The organism is Actinomyces sp. ICM47, assembly GCF_905369875.1.
Lineage (GTDB): Bacteria > Actinomycetota > Actinomycetes > Actinomycetales > Actinomycetaceae > Pauljensenia.
Window position 1 is genome coordinate 23,043 of the sequence record NZ_CAJPJE010000007.1, and the last position, 19,680, is coordinate 42,722.

Consider the following 19,680-nt stretch of genomic DNA (forward strand, 5'->3'; position numbering starts at 1 on the left):
ATGCCACACTATTTGCGAGGCACTAATCATTGATCGAGAGAGGGTCTATGAACGCTCGAGCGCGCCGAAACCTGACCAGCGCAAGACGACGCCTGCCGGCGCTTGTTCTCATGCTGGTTGTTGTTGCGCTCTGCGTCGCTGGCGTCATCTACAAGGGTGCGGAAGTTACGCAGGTAAACGTCAATGATGGCGGAATTTGGGTAACAAATAAGTCCAAGCAGATGGTCGGTCACCTCGACTATGAGGCCCGCATCCTTGACGGCGCGCTGCGCACCGAGGCTAGTAATTTCGATGTCGGCCAGGCTGGCGAAACTGTTACGGTGTCCGACCTGTCCTCACTTACTGTTGCGCCGGTCAATGTTACCCAGGTCGCTTTGGGGTCCCCGACGGCCCTTCCCTCCGGCTCGGTTGTGATGCAGGGTGGGGATGTCCTGGGCGTCCTGAATGCGACAGATGGCACACTGTGGACGACGTCAGCCACCACGCCGAGCCCGGCGAACCTTTCTGACAATGCCGCCGTCGCCTCGAACATGGGTGCGAGCGCGTTTGTCACCGGCATGGACGGCACCGTCTACTCGCTGTCCTCCTCCGGATCCCTCACAACTGTTAAGCGGCAGGGTGCCGTCGATCAAGCGAAGACCTCCGTGATCGAGGGCATCCCCGCAGACGCGTCGCTGTCGATGACGGCCGTCGGAGACCAGGTCGTCGCCCTCGACTCCACCTCGAACACCCTCTTCCTGCCCGGCGGCAAGACACTCAACCTCAGCGCCGCAGGCGTCGAGGCGGGCGGAGTCCTCCAGCAGGCCGGACCGGCGTACGATTCCGTCCTCGTGGCCACGGCCTCGTCCCTGGTGAGGATCCCCCTGAAGGGCAGTGCCCCCACGATCATCCCCGCCGCCGAGGGATCCCCCAGCGGCATCCCCGCAGCACCCGTGCGCCACGAGGGCTGCTCCTACGGCGCGTGGGTCGGCTCGGGCGCGTTCATGCGCTCGTGCGACGACGCCTCCAACAACCAGCAGACAGTCGTCGATACGCTCAAGAGCGCCCAGGAAATAGTTTTCCGCACCAACCGTAAGGCCATCGTCCTCAACGACGTTGCGCAGGGCAACGTGTGGCTGCCCGACTCCAACATGGTCCTCATGGACAACTGGGATGAGGTCGAAAACCAGCTCCAGGAGTCCGAGGACGAACAGGACAGCCCGGAGCTGACGGACGAGATTGCCGACCCCGAAAAGCGCGAGGAGAACACCCCGCCCGAGGCCGTGGATGACGAATTCGGCATCCGCCCGGGCCGTTCGACGATCCTGCCGGTCCTGGACAATGACTCCGACATTGACGGAGACGTGCTGACCGCCAGCCCGACCAGCCAGCCCGCATGGGGTTCTGTGGCCGTCGCGCGCTCCGGTCGCGCGCTGCAGATCGTGGACGTCGATGCCGATCAGACGGGTTCCACGTCGTTCACGTACGAGGCCTCGGACGGGACCGCGACCGCCTCCGCGCGGGTGCAGGTGACGATCCACCCCTATTCGCAGAACGAGGCGCCCACGCAGCTGCGTGCGTCGTCGGTCAAGATCGGTCAGGGCGCGCAGATCCAGTATCAGGCCCTGTCCGACTGGCGTGACCCCGATGGCGACCCGTTGTTCTTGAAGAATGCCGAGGCTTCCGAAGGTCTGAACGTGTCCTTCATGGAGGACGGCTCGATGACGATCACCGAGGAAGGCTCCGCGGCTGGTCCGAAGACCGTCGTGCTGACCGTCGCCGACGATCAGGGCGCTGAGACGCGCGGCGAACTCATTGTCAACGTCCAGGAGGCCGGCAACCTGCCGCCCGTCGCGAACGGCGACCTGTTCCTGGCACACCCGGGCGAGACCCTCACTCTGGATCCACTCAAGAACGACACTGATCCCAACGGCGACCCGCTGATGCTGGCCGCTGTGTCCGGGGCGCCCTCGGGTGCGTCGATCACGCCGGATTTGGAACGCGGGACCATTGACTTCGTGGCGTCGTCCCCGGGTTCCTACTCCTTCGCCTACACGGTCTCCGACGGCGTCGCGACGACGCTGGGTATGGTGCGCGTCGTGGTCGTTGAGACCGTTGCGCTGCCCCCGGTTGCCGAGAACGATACGGCGGTCCTGCCGCAGGGCGGATCCGTGCTGGTTGCGCCGCTGGCTAACGACTACGACCCGACGGGTGGAGTCCTGTCGATCACGTCGATTGATTCCTCGTCCGTGCCCGGCCTGGAGGTGGCCCTCATCGACCGCCACCTGCTGCGCGTGACTGCGCCGACAGGTCTCGAAGGGACGGTGTCCTTCTCTTACACGGTGTCCAACGGGCAGGGCAGCGCCAGCGCCAGCGTGACCGTCATTCCTGGTGCTTCTGACCGCACCGACTTGCCGCCGGTCCTCAAGCCGGATCGTGGCAAGGTGCGCGTCGGCGATGTTGGCACGGTCTCCGTTCTGACGAATGATCGCTCGCCGGCCGGCCTGAACCTGCAGGTCGAGTCGACACTCGAGTATGACCGAGCCTCCGCCCTGGGGACGCCCTTCGTGACGGGTAACCAGGTGCGTCTCGAGGCGGGGGACACCCCGGGCACGATGGATGTCACCTACTCTGTCATCGATTCCGCCGGTAACCGCGCCTCCAGCACGGTCACCTTCGAGATCCTGGCAGCCTCCGACCACAATGAGGCACCGCGTCCCCGCGACATCACCGCGTGGGCCACGGCCGGTCAGACCACCCGCATCCCGGTCTCGCTTGACGGCATTGACCCGGACGGCGACTCGGTGACCCTGCGCGGCGTGGATTCCTCGCCGCAGAAGGGTTCGGCGACCGCGAAGGCCACGTGGATTGAGTACACGCCCAACGCCTCGGAGTCCGGCACTGACTCCTTCACCTACACGGTCGAGGATCGCCAGGGCGCGCGTGCCTCGGCTCGCGTCCGTGTCGCTGTCACGCCTGTTCCCTCGCTGAACCAGAACCCGGTGGCGGTGCCCGATACCGTCCTGACGCGCCCTGATCGCATGGTGACCATCAACGTCCTGTCGAACGACTTGGACCCTGACGGTGACCCGCTCACCCTCGAGAAGGACAGCCTCGAGACGGCCACGCCCGAACTCGACCCGCAGGTCCGATCCGGCACGACCATCCAGGTGCACACGCCCTCCAAGGTTGGCACCTACCTCGCGTCCTACACGGTCAGCGACGGTCGCGGCGGCTCCGCGCGCGGCACCCTGACGGTCTACGTCCAAGATGACGCGCCCCTCAAGGCACCCGTTGCCCGCGACGACTTCGTGGACTATGACGCGCTGCCCACGGACGGCTCCGCCGTGTCCGTCAACGTCCTCGAGAACGACGAAGACCCCGACGGCAGTATCGACGAGGTCACCCTGACCACCGCCGATGCCGGCGTGACCGTCTCCGGCTCGAATCTGCTGATTCCGACCTCGGAATCCACGCGCCTGGTCGTCTACACGATCACCGACCGCGATGGGCTGACCAACTCGGCTGTTGTCCGGGTCCCCGGTCGCGACTCGACCGCGCCGTTCCTCAGCTCGGTGAATCTGCCGATCGAGATGGACGCGGGCACCTCGCGCACGATCAACCTGTCGGACTACGTCATTACTCGCTCGGGACGCAGCCCGCGCCTCGTCGAGGGGTCGAGTCCTGTGGCCCAGGACGGCCTCGACTCGGTCGTCGCTGATTCCAACACGCAGCTGACCCTGAACGCGAACGCCGCGTTTAGCGGCAACTCCGCGTTCCTCATCCAGGTCGCGGACGGCGATTCCTCCGACGCGGGGACGCTCACCGCCTCCCTGTCGTTGCCCGTGCGCATCAAGGCCACGGTCAACCAGCCGCCGACCTTCACCCCGACCGCTATTCGCGTCGAGGCCGGGGGCGAGGCCGTGGTGCAGAACCTGGCGCTGGCCGTGCGCGACCCCGAGGGTGTGGATACCTCCACGTTCACCTACACCATGGACTCTGCGCCGAACTCGATTCAGGCCTCGCTGTCGGGCGCGACCCTGTCGGTCACGGCCGCCGAGGGAACCGCGCAGGGGCCGGTCGGCTCGATCGCCGTGAGCGTCACGGACGAGGACGGCCACACGGTGTCGGCCCAGATCCCCGTCGAGGTCGTCGCGTCGATCAAGCCCCTGATCCAGCTGCCCGTCTACACGCTGACCACTAAGGTGAAACAGACCGTGAGCGTGGACGTGGCGTCGGCTGCGACGAACCCCTTCCCGGACGCGCCGATCACCCTCGAAGGGGTCCTCGTGTCCTCGGGTGAGGCGACTGTCACCTCATCGGGTACGACCGTGTCCATCACGCCCAGCTCCTCCGGCGTGATCACGGTCGGCTTCAAGGTCAACGACAAGCTGGCCGACCCCTCGCGTGCCGTCCAGGGCACGATCACCGTCACGGTCACGGGTAAGCCGAATCCTCCCACAAATCTGCGCGCCGAAAACACCGGTAAGGGCGGTGCGCGCGTGACCTTCCAGCCTTCCGAGTCTGGCGGGTCGTCGATCACCGGCTACAGGCTCTTCGACGACACTGGCAAGCAGGTCGCCACCTGTGACAAGGAGGTGTGCGAGGTCGGCGACCTGATCACAGGTAGGACCTACTCCTTCACTGCGATTGCGGTCAGCGAGGAGGGCGAGTCCGAGCGCTCGGCACCCTCGAACCCCATCACCATCTCCAACGTCCCGAGTGCTCCCGGCGTGCCTCACCTTGAGGCCGGCGACGGAAGCATCACAGCGACGTGGGCTGCGGCCAAGGCGAACGGCTCCCCGGTCACCGGCTACACGGTGATCGCTTCCGTCGCCGGTGGATCGGATGTGCCGTGCCCGGCTGGTGGCAACACCACGTGTACGCTCACGGGCCTGACGAACGGCCTCACCTACACGGTGGTGGTCGTGGCGCACAGTGCCGTTGGAGACTCCGAGCCATCTGCGGGTGCTGTGGTTACCCTGCAGGTTACTCCGCAGCCTGAAAAGACGATTCCCCTGGCCCCGGACGCGCCGCAGTTGGGTCCCACCTCCGACAATGCCGCGGGTACGATCCGCATCAATAATGCGCGTCTGAAGGAGGGGAACGGCTACACGGTCAACGACCTGGAGCTCTTCTACGCGGACAGCCTGCCAGGGTGCATGGCGCCCGGTAACCCCGTCCGCTTCAATAACGGCGACCGTGCCGACTTCGATCTCGGTCCGCTTCCTTCGGGTTCCATGATGACCTACTACTTCTGCCAGCGTGGTAAGCGAGGGCCGAATGATTACGTGTGGAGTCCGGCGACACTAGTCAGCGGCATAGTTGGCAACGGCGGCGGTGGTAACGGCGGCGGTGGTAACGGCGGCGACGAGGAAAAGCCTCAGCCGCCGGACAACTCGCCGATCCAGCCTTTTACAGTCTCCGCCAATCCACATACCAACAGCGCAACAATCGTGTGGACCCCTCCTGAAGGTACCTCCGTCAAGGAGACCAACGTGTGGATCGAGGGTGTAGCGGGCACGAAGCAGACATTCAGTGGTCCGATCACATCGTGGAATGCGTCGCCTCTTGAGCCGGTCCACCAGTACACGGCTGTCGTCGAGCTGGTCAGTACCGGCGGGGCGGACCGAAAGGTGACGGTCACGTTTACGACGGGTGAATCGGTTGACAAGATCGATGCATCCTTCACCGGGATGACCGCCTGCCCGAACGGCCAAGAGTGTGGCTCGATGACCCTGACGGCCTCGCGTGCCTCGCAGTTCCAGTCGGGCAAGACGCTCGTCTGCACGGTGGCGACTGGACGACCGAGCCAAAATACGGAGTTCCGCTTCTCACAGGGGACGCCGAGTATACCGGGTATCCTTACGGAGTCGATCACCGAGCGAGAACTGAATGCGCGGCAGGTCGTGAAGAACTGCCGAGGCGAATAAAACACAAGACTTTCACCCACTACAAGCAACGAGAGAGACAGTAGGACAACTCATGACCCTTTCCATCGAAGATGCAACCAGGTTCGCCCAGGTCTTCAAGGGCCTCGTCGATGGCGTGTCCGTCGCGGTCCTGGACAAGCATCAGGCGGTGCGCCTCGCGCTGACGACGATGTTCGCGGGTGGACACCTCCTGCTCGAGGACGCTCCCGGAACCGGTAAGACGGCCCTGGCGCGCGCGATCAGTGCGACCATTGACGGCACGCACTCGCGTATCCAGTTCACCCCCGACCTGCTGCCCTCCGACATCACCGGCGTGAACATGTTCAACCAGAAGACGGGCGAGTGGGTCTTCCACGCCGGCCCCGTCTTCGCGGAGATCGTCCTGGCCGACGAGATCAACCGTGCCTCGCCCAAGACCCAGTCCGCGCTCCTGGAGGTCATGGAAGAGGCCCAGGTGACGGTCGACGGCGTGCGCCGCCCCGCGCCCCAGCCCTTCATGGTCATCGCGACCCAGAACCCCGTCGAACAGGCAGGCACCTACCCGCTGCCCGAGGCCCAGCTAGACCGCTTCCTCATGAAGACCTCGATCGGCTACCCCTCGCGCGCCGCCATGATCGACGTCCTCGACGGCTCGGCCTCCCCCGACCGCTCGAAGAACCTCGAGCCCCTCGTGACCGGTCAGGACATCGTCGCCTGGGCCGCCCTGGCCTCGGCGAACCACACGGACCGCGCGGTCCTCGACTACGTGGCGGCGCTGGCTGAAGCGACTCGCGACGATGAGTCCTCGCTGCTGGGTGTGTCCACCCGTGGTGCCATCGGCATGGTGCGCTGCGCCCGCGTGTGGGCGGCCGCGCAGGGGCGTAACTTCGTCCTGCCCGACGACATCAAGGCCCTGGTCGTGCCCGTGTGGGCGCACCGAATTATCGTTGACCCCGACGCCGCGTTCTCCGGCGCGACCGCTGAGGGCGTCATCCAGCGCGCCCTGACGTCGGTGCCTGCCCCGGCGGTGGGCGCGTAACGCGCCGACCGGAAACGACGATGCAAGGGAAGCGTTCGAACAATGCAACGATGGCCTCGCCGCGTAAGGCGCAGGCCTCCCGTCAGCACCTTCTGAAGGCGCTGGCCGACCTAGTGACGCCCACCGGGTGGGCGCTCGTCTTCTTCGTCGCGGTCTCTCTGATTCTCGCGGCGACCCTCCGGTGGGTCGAGGCCCTGGCGTGTGCCCTCGCGGGCGTCGTCGCCCTGGTGCTTGCGGCCATGCGCGTGGCGTGGAAGCCCCCGCACCTCGTGTCGATCCGCGTGCCCAACGAACGTATCGTCGCAGGCCAGACGGCAGTCGGCGAGCTCGTGGTGCGCAACGAGCGTGCCCGTCCGGTGCGCGCAGGCATCATCGAACTGCCGATCGGCACGGGAACGGGCGAGTTCGTCGTTCCTCCGCTGGGGGCGCACGCGACGTGGGACGAGATGTTCCTGATCTCTTCGCGTCACCGAGGCCTCATCAATGTCGGCCCTGCGCGCTCCGTGCGCTCCGATGCCCTCGGCCTGCTGCGCCGCGTGCGTTCCTGGGATGAACCCGTCGTCCTGCACGTCCACCCGCGTACGGTCCGCGTCCCCTTCGACGCAACCGGCTTCCAGCTGGACGTCGAGGGCGTGTCCACCGGTAAGCTCTCCAGCTCCGACGTGTCTTTCCACGCGCTGCGCGACTACGAGCCGGGCGATGACCACCGCGCCGTGCACTGGCAGTCGACCGCTCGCCTCGGCAAGCTCATCGTGCGCCAGTACGAGGAGACCCACCGTTCCCACCACGTCATCGTCTTGGATACCTCCCGCGACGCGTGGGACCACGATTCCTTCGAGACCGCCGTGTCGGTCGCGGGTTCCCTGGGCCTGGCGAACCTGCGCGATTCGCGCCCGGTGTCGGTGACGACGACCGATGAGTGGCTGCCGTCCTCGGTCGCCATGCGCCTCCTGGACTCCCTGTCCGAAATCTCGCACCGTTCCTTCGGGGATCTGGCGCTGCGCGTGCGCGAGGCCGTGGCTCAACGCCCCGGAGTCTCCGCACTGACGCTCATCGTCGGCCCCGAGACAACTGATTCGGACGCCGCTCACCTGGCTCGCCTGGCGCCCATCGACGTGCCCGTATCCATCATCCGTATCGGCGTGAACAAAGCGCGCGCCCGCCGAAACCTCGGCCGAGGAGTCCTCCTCGACTGTGCAACCCTGGATGACCTGCCGCGCATTATCGTCGCCGGGGGTCTGGCATGAGCAGCAACGTGAACACCAAGCCCCGCGCCCAGCGCGTCGATCCTCAGGGCGAGGCCGTCCCCGGCTCTCCCATTAAGACGGACCGCCGCTCGGTGGATGAACCCACACAGCCCTCGGCAGCACACGCCCTCGCGGGCGCGCGCTCTGAGGCGCACATGCCCAAGCCGAGGACCACGCGCAGTCGCCTGTTGACAATTACGGAGCGCTTCGCGACAATCCGCACGCGCTTGCCGATGTGGTCTCTGCTCGTCCTCGCGGTCCTCTTCGCCGGGCCGGTCGCCGCTTTCGAACCCGTCTTCGGCGGGGGAGTGGGCGCTATCGCGGCGGGCGCGGGCGTGGCCTGCGGCCTGCTCATCGCCTACGCGTCGACGAAGTGGCGCTGGGATATGCTCACGACGGTCCTGTCCGTCCTGGTCGCCTACTTCCTGCTTGGGAGCGCCGCAGCCCTGCGCGCCGAGGCCCTCTTCGGGTTCTTGCCCACCGGCAAGACCCTGCAGGTCATGGTCCTGGGTTCCTTCCGCGCGTGGAAGGACCTGCTGACGCTGACCGCACCCGTGTCCGCATACTCGGGCCCCGGCCTCGTCCCGTGGATGAGCGGCCTTCTCTTCGCCGTGCTCTCAGGCCTCATCACCGCCCGTGCTGGGCGCGCCATCCTGGGGTCCATCCCGCTCGTCGCGATGGGCGTGATCGCCATCTTCTTTGGCCTGTCAGGCCACGCGCTGCCCGTGTGGGCGGTCCTGCTGTGGTGGGCGCTCCTGGGCGCGTGGTGGGCCGCAGCCGCTCAGTACCAGCGCATCACGCTGGGGCAGGACGTCCTGGTGGGCCGCTCCGGCGCGGCCGGGGCAGAGAATACCCTCGGGCGCAGCTCTCGCTCCACGGTCTACGTGGGCAGGCGCATTCTCGGCGCGACACTCATGCTCGCAATTTCCGTGGGCGTGGCCCTGCCTGCCGCCTCCTACCTGGGCGAGTCCAGGGCGCGCGTCGTTGGCCGCGACCTCGTGGAGCCGCCGCTGGACATCCAGGCGTACCCCTCGCCGATGGCCTCGTTCCGTCACTACACGACCGACCTGAAGGACGAGACGCTTATTACCGTCTCCGACCTGCCCGAAAACCAGCGCGTGCGCATCGCCGCGATGGACGTCTACGACGGCACCACTTTTGGCATGTCGGAAAACCGAGGGGATGGCCACTCCGGCTACATCCCCGTCGAGACGGCGATCCCTGGGCGTGCCGAAGGCAATTCAACCGTCACCGTGTCAACCAACGGCCTGTCCGGCCCGTGGGTACCCGTCCTAGGAATCCCCTCGCAGATTACTTTCTCCGGCACCGGAGCGGACACGCAAAAGGACGGCCTCTTTGTTGACACGTGGGGGAACGCGGCCCTGACGACAGGGCGCGCGGGCACGATGACCTATGACGTGCTCACCACGTTCGTCGAACCCATCCGCGACGAGGAATTATCCTCCCTCTCAGTTGCTCCCAACACGTCGAAGGACACGCATGTGCCCGAGGGCCTCGGCGCGATGGCCACGGATCTGACGCAGAATGCGTCGACGGCTCTGGCCGCCGCGCGCGCGATCGAGCACCACCTGTCGACCTACGGTTACTACCTCAACGAAAACACGCAGTTCTCGCGTCCCGGCGTGCGCGCCGACCGCCTCGAGCGCATGATTTCCAGCGACGAGAACCTGATCGGCGACGACCAGCAATACACGGCCCTCATGGCCCTCATGCTCCACCAGCTGGGCATCAACGCTCGCGTCGTCATGGGTGCCTACCCCGAGGGCGGCTCGCAGGGCGGTGCCGCTTCCCTGCGTGGATCTGACATCCGCGCCTGGGTCGAGGTCGAATTCGGAGACGGCATCTGGGCCGTCTTTGATCCCACCCCTCCGCGTGACCACACGCCGCAGACGCAGGTGCCCAAGCCTCGCAGTGTACCGCGCCCGCAGGTCCTCCAGCCGCCGGAGCCCCCGGAGGCTCCCGCCGAGCTGCCGCCGTCGATGCGCGACCAGAACGCGGACCCGGTAAAGACACCAGATGAGAGCTTCCCCTGGCGCGTCGTCGCCGGTGTCGCGGGCAGCATCCTCCTGATCTTGGTGCCGCCTCTGACGATCTTGGCCTACAAGGCCGCACGTCGACGCCACCGCCGCCGAGCCGCCGCAGCCAACGCGCTGATCGGCTCGTGGGACGAGGTCGTGGACCTGGCCGCCGACTCAGGCCTGACCATCGAGGTGGGACGCACCCGCCAGGAGACCGCTTGGTCGCTGGCCTCCCAGTGGAACCTCGGCGAGCACCCGGGTGACCCCTTCAGCCTGGTGACGGGTGCGGTGCGCCATGGCGATGACGGCTCGACCGATTCGGTCGAGTTCGACGAGGCCTCGGCGACCAAGGGCCGCTATGTGATCGACGGGTGGAGCCGATTCGGTGACGACGTTCCCACCCCGGTCGTGATCGCCCGTTATGCGGACGTCGCGGACTTCGCGTCTCACGGCGCTTCCCGCGACCGCGCGCGTGACGCGTGGGTGCAGGTGAGTGCGCTGCGCTCGCAGGTCGGCAAGAACGCGGGTTTCTTTGCGCGCATGCGTCGCGCGCTGTCCCTGCGAAGCCTGCGAATGCGCCGTAAGCTGCGGTTGAGCGCAGCAGTTGCGCGCACGATGCAGGAGGAGAACGACCAGTGAGTTCAGCGGTCGCGGGCACGTGTGGCCCCCAGATTCCCGGCTTCCGGTGGGTTCGCCCACTCGGCCAGGGTGGTTTCGCCGACGTGTTCCTGTACCGCCAGGAGCTGCCCAGCCGCGACGTGGCCATCAAGGTGGTGCGCGCGAAAGGGGACGAGCGAGGCACCCTCGAGCTGCACCGCGAGGCTGACGCCATGACCCTGCTGGCCGGCCACCCCGCGGTGGTGGAGCTGCACGGCGTGGGCACGACCTCCGACGGCCGCGCCTACCTGGTGATGGAGTACTGCCCGGTTGCTGACCTGCTGACGCAGGTGCGCGCGCGGCCAATGTCGCTGGAGACGGCGCTGGACACGATGATCAAGGTGTGCGGCGTCGTCGAAATGTTCCACCGCCAAGGCTACGTGCACCGCGACATCAAGCCGTCGAACATCATGCTGGATGCCTATGGGAAGCCGGTCCTCGCGGACTTCGGTGTCGCCTCGAAGATCGGCAAGCTGGAGGTCGGCGCGTTTGACGGGTTCTCGGTGCTGTGGGCACCCCCGGAGCAGCAGGACATGAACTCGCCGGCCGTGCCGACGCAGGATGTGTGGGCGCTCGCGTCGACGATGTGGACGTTTATCACGGGCCGCAGCCCCTTCGAGGATCCCATCGGGGATAACTCAGCGGCGTCGATCGCGAACCGCGTGCAGCGGGGCCGCATGCGAGGCCTGGGCCGCGCGGACGCGCCGGCGGAGCTTGAGCGTGTGTTGCGCGCGGCGATGGCAATCAATCCGGATGAGCGCACCCCCACGGCGTTGGAGTTCGGCAAGGGCCTCCAGCGCGTCCAACAAGAGCTGGGCTACGCGCGCACCGAGATGGAAATCAAGGAGAAGCGCTCCAAAGCCTCGGCCGGTTCTGTTGGCGACCAGAATACGCGCCCGCGTGGTGCCCCCACCATCGACCCGGACGACACGCGCATGCGCTCATCATCCTATTATTCCTTCGAGGGTGGGGCGGGTTCCGGCGGCGTCGAGGCCGTGGCTGATTCGTGGAAGGCCGATCGCTCGACGGAGGAGGCCGAGGTTTCGGCCCGTCGTACGGTCGACGATCCTGACGTTTCCAAGCGGGGCTTGAATCCCGTCGCCGCGGTGGGATTGGCTCTGTTGGCCGCGGTGATTGGCGCTGGGCTGGTGGTCGGTATTCTGCGGGGCGAAGGATCCTTCACACGCATCGCCCCTGCTGAAGAGACGACGAGTGCGTCGACGAACGCGGAGAACCCCCTCGGAGCAGCACCCCCGCAGGTCACCTCGCTCGCAGGAGAGTATGCCGACGGCCAGGTGACGTGGACGTGGAGTGTGCCCGAGGGCCTGGCAACGGCGGATGTGACGTACTCCTACGAGGGGAGCAGCCCCGTGGGCACGACGCGCGGCAGCGTTGAGGCGGCGACGGTGAGCGTGGATGGAGTCACCGGCGAAAACTGCATGGAAATCACGACGGTGTCGCGTTCCTCGGGCCGTATGTCCGAGCCTGTGAGGGCCTGTCAAACTGTTCCCTGACCACCCGTGTAGCGTATTCCAGCGCGTGGCTGACCAGGGCGAATTGCGGTCCATTTTGTGTAACCATTAATGATGCACGTGTAGAATGAATGCGTTACGCGCTATCCCACGCGTACAACGTAGCGAGAAGGACAAAGGTAGATGGCTCAGGGTGAACATGCCGAGCGTGCTCCACTATTGTGGGGTGCGTCGACCGACGTCGGTCCGGTCCGCTCACACAACGAGGACTCTTGGCTGGCGGTCTCGCCCGTCTTCGCAGTCGCAGATGGGATGGGGGGCCACCTCGGCGGTGCCCGGGCCTCGTCACAGGCCGTCCTCACACTGCAGGAGTTCCTGAGTCCTGATCGACTCGGAGACCGTCCCGTCGACCTGGTCGATCTGTCCGTCGCGATTGACGCAGCCGCCACGGCCGTGGCCTCCCTGGCACCTGCTGACAATCCGATGAGTGCCCCCGGCACGACACTCTCCGGTCTGATGGTCCTGTGGACCGCCGAAGGTGCCTACTGGCTCTCCTTCAATGTTGGCGACTCACGCGCCTACGTTGTCGGTGCCGGCGGCATCCGCCAGCTCACCCACGACCACTCCGCGCTGCAGGAGGCTCGCGATCTGGCGGCGACCTCCGGCGCGCCCCAGGTCATTCCTCCAGCCAACGTCGTGACCAAGGCGCTGGGTGCCGGACAAACCGGAAGTGTGAAAGCCGACTACACCATCATGCCGATGGAGGAAGGCGACCGCGCGGTCATCTGTACAGACGGCGTGCACGGCGTCCTACAGGATTCGCAGATCCAGGCCATTGTCGCTGCTGGCAATGGGCCGCAGGGGACCGCTGACGCACTCGTGAAAGCCAGCCTCGAAGCGGGCACTCGCGACAACACGACAGCCGTAGTAGTCTACGCAGGAAAAGAATCACGAGTAGCATTGACAACGAACGTCATGAATCGGATGATTCAACCAGTACGTCCGGCGTCGATTCAGACAGCGCGCCGGGTTCCTCGTAGAGAAGGCAGTGACTGATGCTTCAGATTGGACGCTTCTTGTGTCGCGGACAGGGCGCGATGCTCGTCACCGGACCCCTCGGCGCGGCGTTGGTGCCGCTCGATTTCGCGGATTCCGCGGCCGACGTCGTGTGGGGGCGCGCTGACACCCAGGCATGGCTCTCCCACGTGCAGGCAGAGCAGGGCGATGTTCTGCTCCTCGACTGCGCGGGCGAACAACCCTACTTGACAGTCCTCGGCAATATTCAGCTGCGCATGCGCGCCGCCGGCCAGATCACCGAGCAGGTGTGGAACGACCCGATCTGGGCCTGGCCCTTCAACCCGGGCGAGTGGCAGACGTTCGAGGCCACCATCATTGACGGTGACGAGATCACGTGGATGGTGCCCGCCGCAGACCGCGTCGAGGCCGGCGAGATCCGCATCGGTCGCGCGCTCGACGAGGTTGAGGCCCTCGCATCGATGCCCGTTGATACGATGGGCTTCCTCATCAACCCGGATATCCCGGATCACGAGCGTCGCGCCCGTCGCGACGCCCGCGAAGAGTTGCCCGAACCTACGATCACGCACGCGCCTGCGGTTGACCTGGCTGCCGTCGAAGCCCAGTTCCTCGCGGCCACCAGCAACGGACCCGTCTCGCTGCCCGGTGCCTCCCGCACCGCCCCCGATCCGTACGCGCCCAAGGACGCCACGGATGATGCGCAGGACGAGGTGCCCTCCGAGGACCTCGAACAGACCTCGAGCGAGCTCTACGTCGTCGCCGACGCCGTCGAGCCACCGATCCATACGGCTGAGTCCCTCGACCGCACCGCTACCATCGACCGTGGTGCCGCCTTCGTGGAACCCGCCCAGGCCTCGTCCGAGTTCGAGTCGGAGGAAAACACCGAACTTGCTCCTGAATCGGAAGCGGAGCGTGAGTCTGCCCCCGAGTTCGAGCCTGCTCCTGAGCCGGAAGCGGAGCGTGAGTCCGCCCCTGAGCCGGAACCCGCGCCTGCCCCCGAGCCGGAGACGGCACCCGAGCCGGAGACGGCACCCGAGCCGGAGACGGCACCCGAACCGCCCGCCGCACCCGAGGCGATGAGCGCCGCCGGCCTGGCCGACCTGGGTGCCGAGACCGACACCGAGGCCACGATTCTGCGCCTCGCCCCCGTCAACTCTGGCCCCGCCGCGCCCGTCGCCTTCCTGATCCACGGCGGCACCGTGCCCGTTGAGGTCTCGCGTGACGTCGTCATCGGCCGCGACCCCGACGCCCGCGCCCTGACCGGCCGCCCCGTTGCGACCGTGCTGCGCGTGCCCAGCCCGGCCACCGAGATTTCGCGTTCCCACTGCGCCGTCATGATGACGACGCCGGGTTCGTGGGCGCTCATGGACCTGGGCAGCGCCAATGGCACCGTCCTGCGTCACGCAGACGGCTCTTTCCAGGATGTCACCCCCATGGTGACGATTGCCCTGAACGACGGTGACCTCATCGACGTCGGTGAGGGCACCACGATTGAGTTCCGCGTGCGCTGATCTGCTACTCAAACGCGTGTGGGGTGGACCGCTTGGCCCACCCCACACGCGTATGTACTAGGGTGGCTGTTAAGACCTGCTGGAGGTTGCGCGCGCTGATGCTTGCTGCCAGCGGCCTGGTGAGAGTGAGCGTGTCATGAAGAAACGCGTGCGGATAATCATTGTCCTCGTGTGTGTGTTCGTTGTGCTGCCGGTGGTGGGTGGCCTCGTGTATTCGTTCAGCGTGAGCGCGGAGGCAGCGGCGCGCTACTATGCCGAGGCCGTGGCGCAGGGACGATTCGAGGACGCGATGGCGGTTGAGAGCGCCGATGCGGACGCTGGCAGCGGCGTGGGGCGTGGCGACGCCGTCGACTTGCGCCGTGGCCGCGTGTCGGAGGCTAGCCCAGCGATGAGCGTGACCGGTGTGTGGGTGCACACCAACCCGGATGGCAACGGGCGGCAGGGAATAACAATCGATTTCACGGCCGACGGCCGCTCGACGAGTCGCGTGATTTACCTGGAGCGTTCTGGTCTGCCCAGGCCGTACATTGGCTCGTGGAGGGTCGTTTCCAGTGCGGCGCGTAAGGTCACTGTGTCCGCGGAAGGGTACGCCTCAGACCTGTCGATCGGTGGAGTGTCACTCGGGGACGTCGGAGCGACCAAGGGGAATTACCGAATGATTCCTCCCGTAACCGACGACCTGTGGCACTTCGCTGGAGGCGGCGGCGTAGTGTACGCGTATCCCGGCGTCTATGACATCAGTGTCACCCGGGTCAGTGAAGATACCGAGTACAGTGTCGACTCCGTTCCGTCGGGCGCCATAATCGACTTGATCGATGATCACGAACCTCACCAAATTGACATCGTCTTGAACGAGGAAACGAAGGCCTGGCAACAGGAGCAATTCGTGCCTCTTCTGGAATCGTGCATTCGTGGGGAAAATCAGGAGCAGGCCCTGTGTCCCGATCTTAATGTTGCGGATGTTGAGTCAATTGACGTAGGGGAGGTCAGTGACAGCTTGCCGGGGAGCCTGGCGGCCTACAACATCACGGTGATCACACGGGAGTACCGTATCTGGCTGGACGTGAGTGGCGCGGTCTGCTTCGATGAGGCTGGCCAGCGGTACATCGTCTTCACGATCACCCGACAGAGGGTCGAAGACCGAGGCAGCTGGTAGGTGGCCAGGCGAGCCTCGTCGCCTTCGCGGCTCTCGCAGCTCTCGTGGGGCGGGCCTTCGGGCCCGCCCCACGTCCGTCTACCCGCCCCGCCGACCGAACGCCACGCCCGCCGGTGCCTGCGTGACAGCCTCGCCGATACCGCTGACCAACCCGCCTGACGCCCGCTCCCGCGCGAGGGTACGATACCCGACAAGCAACCACGGCCTCGTTCATGTCAGGACAATCATAAGAGGGTGTGCCTTGAAGTGACCTTAGTCCCTTGAGGCGTGTATCCTTGCCTGTGGTAGCGGCCCGGCGTCGGGCCAATCATCGCAAACATGGAAGTTGAGGACCACGATGGTCAAGTATGTGTACGACTTCTCCGAGGGCGACAAGTCCATGAAGGACCTGCTCGGAGGCAAGGGAGCGAACCTCGCCGAGATGACGAAGCTCGGCCTTCCTGTTCCCCCCGGCTTCACGATCACCACCGAGGCGTGCCGCGCATACCTCAAGGAGTCGGCCGTTCCCGAGTCACTTGCCACCGAGGTCACCCGCGCTCTGCGCGGCGTCGAGGATCAGATGGGCCGCCACCTCGGCGACCCCGCCGACCCGCTCCTGGTCTCCGTGCGAAGCGGCGCAAAGTTCTCCATGCCCGGCATGATGGAAACCGTCCTGAACATCGGCCTCAACGATGAGTCCGTTCTCGGCCTCGCAGCCGTTAGCGGTAACGAGCGCTTCGCGTGGGACTCCTACCGCCGCCTCATCCAGATGTTCGGCAAGACCGTCCTCGACATCGACGGCGACCTCTTCTCCGACGCCCTCGACGACCTCAAGGCCGAGCGCGGCGTGAAGGGCGACACCGAGCTGACCGCCGAGGACCTCAAGGGCCTCGTCGACACCTTCAAGGGCATCGTCAAGGAACAGACCGGCGAGGACTTCCCCCAGGATCCGCGCACCCAGATGGACATGGGCATCGAGGCCGTCTTCCGCTCCTGGAACACCGAGCGTGCCCGCATCTACCGCCGCCGCGAGCGCATCCCCCACGACCTGGGCACCGCTGTCAATATCTGCACCATGGTGTTCGGCAACATGGGTGAAAACTCCGGCACCGGCGTGTGCTTCACCCGCGACCCCTCCTCCGGCCACTCCGGCGTCTACGGCGACTACCTGGAGAACGCGCAGGGCGAGGACGTCGTCGCGGGCATCCGCAACACGCTGGCCCTGTCCGACCTCGAGCGCATCAACAAGCCCGTCTACGACGAGCTGCGTGCCATCATGCGCAAGCTCGAAACCCACTACCGCGACATGTGTGACATCGAGTTCACCGTCGAGCGCGGCAAGCTGTGGATGCTCCAGACCCGCGTCGGCAAGCGCACCGCCGCCGCCGCGTTCCGCATCGCCACCCAGCTTCTGGGCGAAAAGCTCATTACCCGCGACGAGGCCCTGGGTCGCGTCACCGGCGACCAGCTCACCCAGCTGATGTTCCCGCAGTTCGACGCCAAGGCTGAGAAGGAACTCATCGCTCGCGGCATGGCCGCCTCCCCGGGTGCCGCCGTCGGCAAGATTGCCTTCGATAACGCGCAGGCCATCGAAGCCGCCGAAAAGGGTATCAAGACCGTCCTCGTGCGCCGCGAGACCAACCCCGACGACCTGCCCGGCATGGTCGCCGCCGAGGGTGTCCTCACCGCGCGCGGCGGTAAGACCTCGCACGCCGCTGTCGTCGCCCGCGGCATGGGCAAGACCTGCGTGTGTGGTGCCGAGTCCCTCGTCATCGATGCTGCCGCCGGCACCGTCACCATCGGTGACCTCGTCCTGACCGCTGACGACACCATTGCCATCGACGGCCAGACCGGCGAAATCTTCCGCGGCGAGGTCCCCGTGACCGACTCGCCCGTCACCACCTACCTCGCCGAAGGCCTCGAGGCCGGCCTCGCCGCCGCCGGCGAGGATGCGGGCACCCGCGAGCTCGTCGAGGCCGTCGACAAGCTCCTGTCCCACGCCGACAAGGTCCGCCGCCTGCGCGTGCGCGCCAACGCCGACACACCCCTCGACTCCACGCGCGCCATCGAGTTCGGTGCCGAGGGCATCGGCCTGTGCCGCACCGAGCACATGTTCCTGGGTGAACGCCGCCCGCTCGTCGAGCGTGCGATCCTCTCCGCCCCCGAGTCCGACGAGCGCCAGGCTGCCTTCAACGAGCTCGAGAAGCTGCAGAAGCAGGACTTCCTCGAGATGCTCGAGGTCATGGACGGCAAGTCGATGACCGTGCGCCTCATCGACCCGCCGCTCCACGAGTTCATGCCCGCCCTTATCGAGCTGGAGACCAAGGTCGCCGTCGGCAAGGCCACCGGCACCCTCGACCCCGCCGACGAGGCCATGCTCGTCGAGGTCCGCCGCATGCACGAGCAGAACCCCATGCTGGGTCTGCGCGGCGTGCGCCTGGGCATCTACCTGCCCGGCCTATTCGCCCTGCAGATGCGCGCTCTGTGCGAGGCTGCCGCCGAACTCGTGGGCCGCGGCCTCGACCCGCGTCCCGAGATCATGGTCCCGCTCGTCGGCTCCGTGCGTGAGCTCCAGCTCGTGCGCGAAGAGGCCGAAGGCATCATCGCCTCCGTCGCCGCCGCCCACGGCGTCGATCTGTCCGGCGTCTCCATCGGTGCCATGATCGAGCTGCCGCGCGCCGCCATGACGGCCGAGGACCTCGCCGAGGAAGCCGACTTCTTCTCCTTCGGCACCAACGACCTGACGCAGACCGTGTGGGGCTTCTCGCGCGACGACGTCGAAGGCGTGTTCTTCCCGCAGTACATCGAGGCCGGCATCTTCGGCGTCTCCCCCTTCGAGTCCATCGACGTCCACGGCGTGGGCACCCTGGTTTCCGAGGGCGTGCGTCGCGCCCGCTCCACCAAGCCGAACATCAAGCTCGGCGTGTGTGGCGAGCACGGTGGCGACCCGCAGTCGATCCACTTCTTCCACAACGTGGGCGTCGACTACGTGTCTTGCTCCCCCTTCCGAGTCCCCGTCGCCCGCCTCGAGGCCGGCCGCGCCGCGGTCGAGGACCACGTGGACATGACCGCCTGATCGCTGGCGGTGCCGCTTTGCTGAGTGGCACTGATTGAGCGCGACGAGGCCGTGGCCGGGAAACCGGTCGCGGCCTCGTGTCGTTGTGGGGCTGTGTGCGCCGGTTTTCCGGGCGTCGCGAGGCCTGACTGTTTGGGCTGGGTCGCTGTGCGTGCCGGTGGGCGGCGGCCCGCCCGGTTTCCGATGTTGCTTGTGGCCCCACGGGTGTTCCGGGTGCCGTCGGGTCCGGCCGCCCGCGAGATCGCCACACGCGAGCCTTCGGCTCGGAGTCGTCGATCTCGAAGCCCGGCCAAGCCCTCCGGACCCTCCGGCACCCTCCACACAGGTGGGGTTTTTCATTGCTGTGCACATCCCATCCAGGCCCCGCCGCCCACGGGCACCGCCGCCAAGCCCCACAGCCAGGCCTCTCTCGTCCCGCAGCTCACGCGTCGCCCTCCACGCCGGCGGTGCCTGGTGTGTTGGTGGGTGATCGGCGTCGCTTTGAAGGTCGGCCAGGCCCCGCCGCTGCCCCCGGATACCGCAGTTGGGCACCAGCCGGGGGCTGTATGCCCTGCGTTGGTTTCCAATCTGGCCCGCTC

9 protein-coding genes are annotated in these 19,680 nt (G+C 66.5%); all 9 read left to right on the forward strand.

Features of this window, described 5'->3' with window-relative positions; genetic code table 11:
• Positions 1-47: 47 nt before the first annotated feature.
• The 9 genes from QZ149_RS02640 (at position 48) to ppdK (ending at position 19,102) form a co-directional block, all read left to right on the forward strand.
• On the forward strand, positions 48-5,912 hold the full coding sequence (locus QZ149_RS02640) for an Ig-like domain-containing protein (protein ID WP_291449630.1): 5,865 nt from the start codon (positions 48-50) through the stop codon (positions 5,910-5,912).
• A gap of 52 nt (positions 5,913-5,964) precedes the next feature.
• Positions 5,965-6,930, forward strand: a complete 966-nt coding sequence (locus tag QZ149_RS02645) for a MoxR family ATPase (protein ID WP_291449633.1) — start codon at positions 5,965-5,967, stop codon at positions 6,928-6,930.
• A gap of 50 nt (positions 6,931-6,980) precedes the next feature.
• Positions 6,981-8,177, forward strand: coding sequence for a DUF58 domain-containing protein (locus tag QZ149_RS02650; RefSeq protein ID WP_291449636.1), 1,197 nt, complete (start codon positions 6,981-6,983; stop codon positions 8,175-8,177).
• Positions 8,174-10,855, forward strand: coding sequence for a transglutaminase domain-containing protein (locus QZ149_RS02655; protein WP_291449639.1), 2,682 nt, complete (start codon positions 8,174-8,176; stop codon positions 10,853-10,855). The genes QZ149_RS02650 and QZ149_RS02655 overlap by 4 nt, the downstream gene beginning before the upstream one ends.
• On the forward strand, positions 10,852-12,387 hold the full coding sequence (locus QZ149_RS02660) for a serine/threonine-protein kinase (RefSeq protein WP_291449642.1): 1,536 nt from the start codon (positions 10,852-10,854) through the stop codon (positions 12,385-12,387). The genes QZ149_RS02655 and QZ149_RS02660 overlap by 4 nt, the downstream gene beginning before the upstream one ends.
• A 141-nt stretch (positions 12,388-12,528) precedes the next feature.
• Positions 12,529-13,401 (forward strand): protein phosphatase 2C domain-containing protein, encoded by an 873-nt coding sequence (locus QZ149_RS02665; protein WP_291449645.1) that lies wholly within the window; start codon positions 12,529-12,531, stop codon positions 13,399-13,401.
• Positions 13,401-14,891: an FHA domain-containing protein gene (locus tag QZ149_RS02670; protein WP_291449648.1), complete on the forward strand. Its 1,491-nt coding sequence runs from the start codon at positions 13,401-13,403 to the stop codon at positions 14,889-14,891. The genes QZ149_RS02665 and QZ149_RS02670 overlap by 1 nt, the downstream gene beginning before the upstream one ends.
• A gap of 136 nt (positions 14,892-15,027) precedes the next feature.
• Positions 15,028-16,047: a hypothetical protein gene (locus QZ149_RS02675; RefSeq protein ID WP_291449651.1), complete on the forward strand. Its 1,020-nt coding sequence runs from the start codon at positions 15,028-15,030 to the stop codon at positions 16,045-16,047.
• Between the two features lie 337 nt (positions 16,048-16,384).
• The gene (ppdK, locus tag QZ149_RS02680) at positions 16,385-19,102 is read left to right on the forward strand and encodes a pyruvate, phosphate dikinase (protein WP_291449654.1); all 2,718 of its coding nucleotides are present in this window, start codon (positions 16,385-16,387) and stop codon (positions 19,100-19,102) included.
• Positions 19,103-19,680: the final 578 nt, after the last annotated feature.

Excerpts from the sequence above, each read along its gene's own strand:
- QZ149_RS02640 (WP_291449630.1), top strand. The coding sequence starts at position 48 with ATGAACGCTCGAGCGCGCCGAAACCTGACCAGCGCAAGACGACGCCTG.
- QZ149_RS02645 (WP_291449633.1), top strand. The coding sequence starts at position 5,965 with ATGACCCTTTCCATCGAAGATGCAACCAGGTTCGCCCAGGTCTTCAAG.
- QZ149_RS02650 (WP_291449636.1), top strand. The coding sequence starts at position 6,981 with ATGGCCTCGCCGCGTAAGGCGCAGGCCTCCCGTCAGCACCTTCTGAAG.
- QZ149_RS02655 (WP_291449639.1), top strand. The coding sequence starts at position 8,174 with ATGAGCAGCAACGTGAACACCAAGCCCCGCGCCCAGCGCGTCGATCCT.
- QZ149_RS02665 (WP_291449645.1), top strand. The coding sequence starts at position 12,529 with ATGGCTCAGGGTGAACATGCCGAGCGTGCTCCACTATTGTGGGGTGCG.
- QZ149_RS02670 (WP_291449648.1), top strand. The coding sequence starts at position 13,401 with ATGCTTCAGATTGGACGCTTCTTGTGTCGCGGACAGGGCGCGATGCTC.
- QZ149_RS02675 (WP_291449651.1), top strand. The coding sequence starts at position 15,028 with ATGAAGAAACGCGTGCGGATAATCATTGTCCTCGTGTGTGTGTTCGTT.
- ppdK (WP_291449654.1), top strand. The coding sequence starts at position 16,385 with ATGGTCAAGTATGTGTACGACTTCTCCGAGGGCGACAAGTCCATGAAG.